Source organism: Mycobacterium sp., from assembly GCF_035640695.1.
In the GTDB taxonomy this organism is placed as follows: Bacteria; Actinomycetota; Actinomycetes; order Mycobacteriales; family Mycobacteriaceae; genus Mycobacterium.
Genome location: NZ_DASQVQ010000120.1, coordinates 1 through 4,434, shown reverse-complemented (window position 1 = coordinate 4,434; position 4,434 = coordinate 1). Strand labels below are relative to the sequence as shown.

The window sequence follows — 4,434 nt, the reverse complement described above, 5'->3', positions numbered from 1 at the left end:
GAATGGATCGCCGAGGGTGACGGCCGGCTGGAGGTGCTGCGGCAGCTGTACCGGCGATGGCCGTTCTTCCGGACGGTGTTGTCGAACATGGCCCAGGTGCTGGCGAAGTCCGACATGGGCCTGGCCGCGCGCTATTCGCAGCTGGTCGAGGACGAGGCGTTGCGGAGCCGGGTGTTTGACAAGATCGTCGCCGAGCGCGACCGCACGATCGCGATGCACAAGCTGATCACCGGGCAGGATGACCTGCTGGCTGACAATCCGGCCCTGGCCCGTTCGGTCTTCAACCGCTTCCCGTACCTGGAGCCGCTGAACCACCTGCAGGTTGAGCTGTTGCGGCGCTACCGCGGCGGCGACACCGATGAGCTGGTGGAGCGCGGCATCCTGCTGACCATGAACGGCCTCGCGACCGCGCTGCGCAACAGCGGCTAGAGGTGGGTTCGTTCGCGGATGGCGTTCACCACGCCACGGACCGCGTTCTCCGTCGCTGTGATCGGCGACACCACCGATTCCCCCACGCCGACGATGCGCTCCACCCGTTCCACGATGCCCTCCAGGCGGTCCACCATGGTCATCAGCCGCGGTGCGAGCGCGTCGATGTTGCTGATCGTCTCGTTGAATCGGCCAAGGGTCGCCTCCAGGTTGTCCAGCGAGCCCTCGAAGACCCCGAGTGTGCTCTTCAGGTCCGTCAGTGACTCGTCGAGGCCGGTCAGCAGGGTGTCGAGCTGCTCGACCGTGACGTCCGCGTTGAGCGCGGCCTTGGTCAGCGTCTTGATCCGATCGCGACCGGTGCGGGGGACGGCCTTGTCAGCCATGACGGTCACCTTACTGCCCGCGCCCCTCTGCGGCGGTGCCAGCGGGCACCGGGCGCCAAGAACGGGCGCCCACTGCCCGCGCCAACAGCGGGCGCCGATGTCAGAGCCTGCTTGCCGCGGCCTCGTCGAGCAGCCAGACGGTGGCCTCGCGGCCGGTCGCGCCGGCTGCGGGCACGTCCACCGGATCCGCGCCGCGCACAGCCGCGGCGACGGCGTCGGCCTTACCGTCCCCGGACGCCATCAGCCACACCTCACGCGAGCGTTGAACGGCGGGCAATGTCAGCGTGATTCGCCGCGGCGGCGGTTTCGGGGAATCCTCGACCCCCAGCACCAACCGGGACTTCTCCCGGATCGCCGGGGTGTCCGGGAACAACGAGTTGATGTGCCCTTCGGGGCCAATGCCGAGCAGATGCACGTCGAAATTCGGTGCCGGTTCGCCGGGGTCGGCGTTCGCCGCCAGCACGTGGTCATAGCTGACTGCTGCGGCATCCAGATCATCATCGAACTCGCCGTCGCTGGCCGGCATGGCGTGCACATTCGCCGCCGGGATGTCGATCCGGTCGATCAACGCCTCGCGGGCCTGCTTCTCGTTGCGCTCGTTGTCGTCCTCGGGCACGTAGCGTTCGTCGCCCCAGAACAAATGGACCTTGGACCAGTCGATCGCCGAGCCGTTGTCGGCGACGTGCTTCAACATGCCGATGCCGGTGCCGCCACCTGTCAACGCGATCATCGCCCGCCCGCGGGCCCGGATCGCCGAGTTGATCGCGTCGACCAGACGATCAGCGGCCGCAGCCACCAATGACTCGCTGTCCGGATACTTTTCGATCGTCGGGGTCATGCTCTTTCCCGGGTCGCTTCGCTGTTGCCCTGCGGCCCGTACTGCACCTTGTCGATACCCTCCAACGCCTCCAGATAGATCTCGTCTTGGTCCAGCCGGCGCAGGTCTTCGGCCAGGCATTCACGGGTTTCCCTGCGGGCCAACGGAACCAGGGCATCCGGCCGCGCGGTCCGGCTCAATGTCGCCGTCCTGCCGGTCTGCGGGCGGCTGAGCACCACGGTCTCGGTGTTGCGGTAGAGCTCCACCTTCAGCGCGCCGACCTCCCGCCGCACCGGCCCGTCGATGCGGCTGGCCAGCCAGCCGGCCAGGATGTCCAGCGCCGGCTCGTCCTTGAGGCCCGACACCAGCGCGGAGTCGATGGGCTCGAACGGCGGCGTGTCGAGCGCCGACGTCAGCAGCGCCCGCCAATACGTGACGCGGCTCCACGCCAGGTCGGTGTCGCCGGCGGTGTAACCCTCCAGCCGACCTTTGATCGACGCCAGCGGATCCGGAGTGTTGGTCGCGTCGGTGAGGCGTCGAATCGCGTGCTGGCCCAACGGATGTTGAGCGGGTATCTCGGGAGCCTCACCCGGCCACCAGATCACCACCGGGGTGTCGGGCAGCAGGAATGGGATAACCACGCTGTCGGCATGGTCGGCCAGCGGCCCGGTGAGTTTCAGAATCACCACCTCGCCCGCCCCGGCGTCGCCGCCGACCCGCAACTGAGCATCGAGTTGCGGATCCTTCGCAGCGCGCTCACCCGGGAAGACGGCGATGATGCGGCACGGGTGCTCGCGGCTGGCCCAGTTCGCCGCCTCGACCGCGTCTTCGACCATGTCCTCGGTGTCGAGGGCGATGACGAGGGTGAGTACCCGGCTGAGCGTTATCGCGCCGCCCTCCTCGCGCAGCGAGATGATCTTCTTGTTGACGTCGTTGGTCGTCGTGTGCGGTAGGTCTACGATCACGGCCGCCGCCATTCGCGACCGGACCGCCGCAACATCTCGAACGCGGACGCCGGCCCCCACGTGCCGGCCGGGTATGCATCTGGCTTGCCGTGCGTCGCCCAGTAATCAAGCACCGGATCGAGGATCTCCCAGGACAATTCGACTTCCTCGTTGACCGGGAACAACGACGGCTCGCCGAGCAGCACGTCGAGGATCAGCCGTTCGTAGGCCTCGGGCGAGTCCTCGGCGAACGCCGAGCCGTACGAGAAGTCCATGTTGACGTCGCGGACTTCCATCGCAGTGCCCGGTACCTTGGATCCGAACCGCATCGTGATCCCTTCGTCGGGCTGCACCCGGATCACCAGTGCGTTCTGACCCAACTCCTCGGTCATCGTCGCGTCGAACGGCAGATGCGGGGCCCGCTTGAACACGAGTGCGATCTCGGTGACCCTGCGCCCCAGTCGCTTTCCGGTGCGCAGGTAGAACGGCACCCCGGCCCAGCGCCTGGTGTCGATCTCCAGCGTGATCGCGGCGAACGTTTCGGTGGTCGAGGTCTTGGAAAACCCCTCCTCGTCGAGCAACCCGACGACGTACTCGCTACCCTGCCAGCCCGCGGAGTACTGGCCACGTGCCGTTGTCGCGTCCAGCGGTTGAGCCAACTGCGTCGCGGATAGCACCTTGATCTTCTCGGCCTGCAGTTCGCGGGGATGGAAGCTGACCGGTTCTTCCATCGCGGTCAGCGCGGTGAGCTGCAACAGGTGGTTCTGGATGACGTCGCGCGCGGCGCCGATGCCGTCGTAGTAGCCGGCTCGCCCGCCCAGCCCGATGTCCTCGGCCATCGTGATCTGAACGTGGTCGACGAAGTTGGCATTCCAGATCGGCTCGTACAACTCGTTGGCGAACCGCAGCGCCAGAATGTTCTGGACGGTTTCCTTGCCCAGGTAGTGGTCGATGCGGAACACCGATTCTTCGGGGAAGACGCTGTTGACGATCGCGTTGAGCTCTTTGGCGCTGTCCAGGTCGTGACCGAATGGCTTCTCGATCACCACCCGGCTCCAGCGGCCCTCCTGCTGGCGGGCCAGCCCAGATTTGTGCAGTTGCTCGCACACCACCGGAAACGCCTTCGGCGGAATCGCCAGGTAGAACGCGTGATTGCCGGCGGTGCCCCGCTCGACGTCGAGCTTCTCCAACGTCTCGGCAAGCCGGCCGAACGCCGCCTCGTCGTCGAACGTGCCTTGTACGAATCGAATTCCGTCGGCCAGCCGGTCCCACACCTCGTCGCGGAACGGTGTGCGGGAGTGTTGCTTGACCGCGTCGCAGACCACCTTGCCGAAATTTTCGTGGTCCCAGTCGCGGCGGGCGAACCCGATGAGGGCGAAGGTGGGCGGCAGCAGCCCGCGGTTGGCCAGGTCGTAGATCGCCGGCATCAGCTTCTTTTGTGCCAGGTCGCCGGTGACGCCGAAGATCACCACCCCGCACGGGCCCGCGATCCTCGGCAGCCGCTTATCGCGCTTGTCCCGCAGCGGGTTTCGCCAGCCGGCGCCGGATGCGGGGGTTGTTTTGGTTGACTCGACGGTCATTTCGCAGTGGCGTTGAGCTCGCTTCGAGTCGCCTCGAGCAGTTCCAGCCAGGACGCCTCGAACTTCTCGACACCCTCGTTTTCCAGGACGATGAACACGTCCCGCAGGTCGATCCCCACCGCAGAGAGCTTGTCGAACAACTGCTGCGCCTCCCCGGCCTTGCCGGTCACCGTGTCACCGGTGATCACGCCGTGGTCGGCGACCGCGTCAATTGTCTTCTCCGGCATCGTGTTCACCGTGTTGGGCGCGACCAGTTCGGTCACGTACAGCGTGTCGGAGTA

6 protein-coding genes are annotated in these 4,434 nt (G+C 66.5%); 1 reads left to right on the top strand and 5 read right to left on the bottom strand.

What is annotated here, in order from left to right; translation table 11 throughout:
* Positions 1 to 429 (top strand): phosphoenolpyruvate carboxylase (locus VE759_RS13950; protein ID WP_324933289.1); only part of this gene is annotated, 429 nt, incomplete at its 5' end.
* Here VE759_RS13950 and VE759_RS13945 read toward each other — a convergent pair.
* The 5 genes from VE759_RS13945 to VE759_RS13925 all read right to left on the bottom strand — a co-directional run.
* Entirely contained in the window at positions 426 to 812 is a 387-nt protein-coding gene (locus tag VE759_RS13945; protein WP_324933287.1) for an ATPase, read from the bottom strand. The two genes, VE759_RS13950 and VE759_RS13945, sit on opposite strands and share 4 nt — an antisense overlap.
* Before the next feature lie 100 nt (positions 813 to 912).
* The gene (gene pgl / locus VE759_RS13940; RefSeq protein WP_324933285.1) at positions 913 to 1,650 is read right to left on the bottom strand and encodes a 6-phosphogluconolactonase; all 738 of its coding nucleotides are present in this window, start codon (positions 1,648 to 1,650) and stop codon (positions 913 to 915) included.
* A complete protein-coding gene (gene opcA / locus VE759_RS13935) occupies positions 1,647 to 2,594 on the bottom strand; it encodes a glucose-6-phosphate dehydrogenase assembly protein OpcA (RefSeq protein WP_324933282.1) in 948 nt (315 codons plus the stop codon). The genes pgl and opcA overlap by 4 nt, the downstream gene beginning before the upstream one ends.
* A complete protein-coding gene (gene zwf / locus VE759_RS13930; protein WP_324933279.1) occupies positions 2,591 to 4,153 on the bottom strand; it encodes a glucose-6-phosphate dehydrogenase in 1,563 nt (520 codons plus the stop codon). Before zwf ends, opcA begins: the two co-directional genes overlap by 4 nt.
* Positions 4,150 to 4,434, bottom strand: a 285-nt coding sequence (locus VE759_RS13925) for a transaldolase family protein (protein ID WP_324933276.1), incomplete at its 5' end; no start/stop codon positions are given. The genes VE759_RS13925 and zwf, both read right to left, overlap by 4 nt.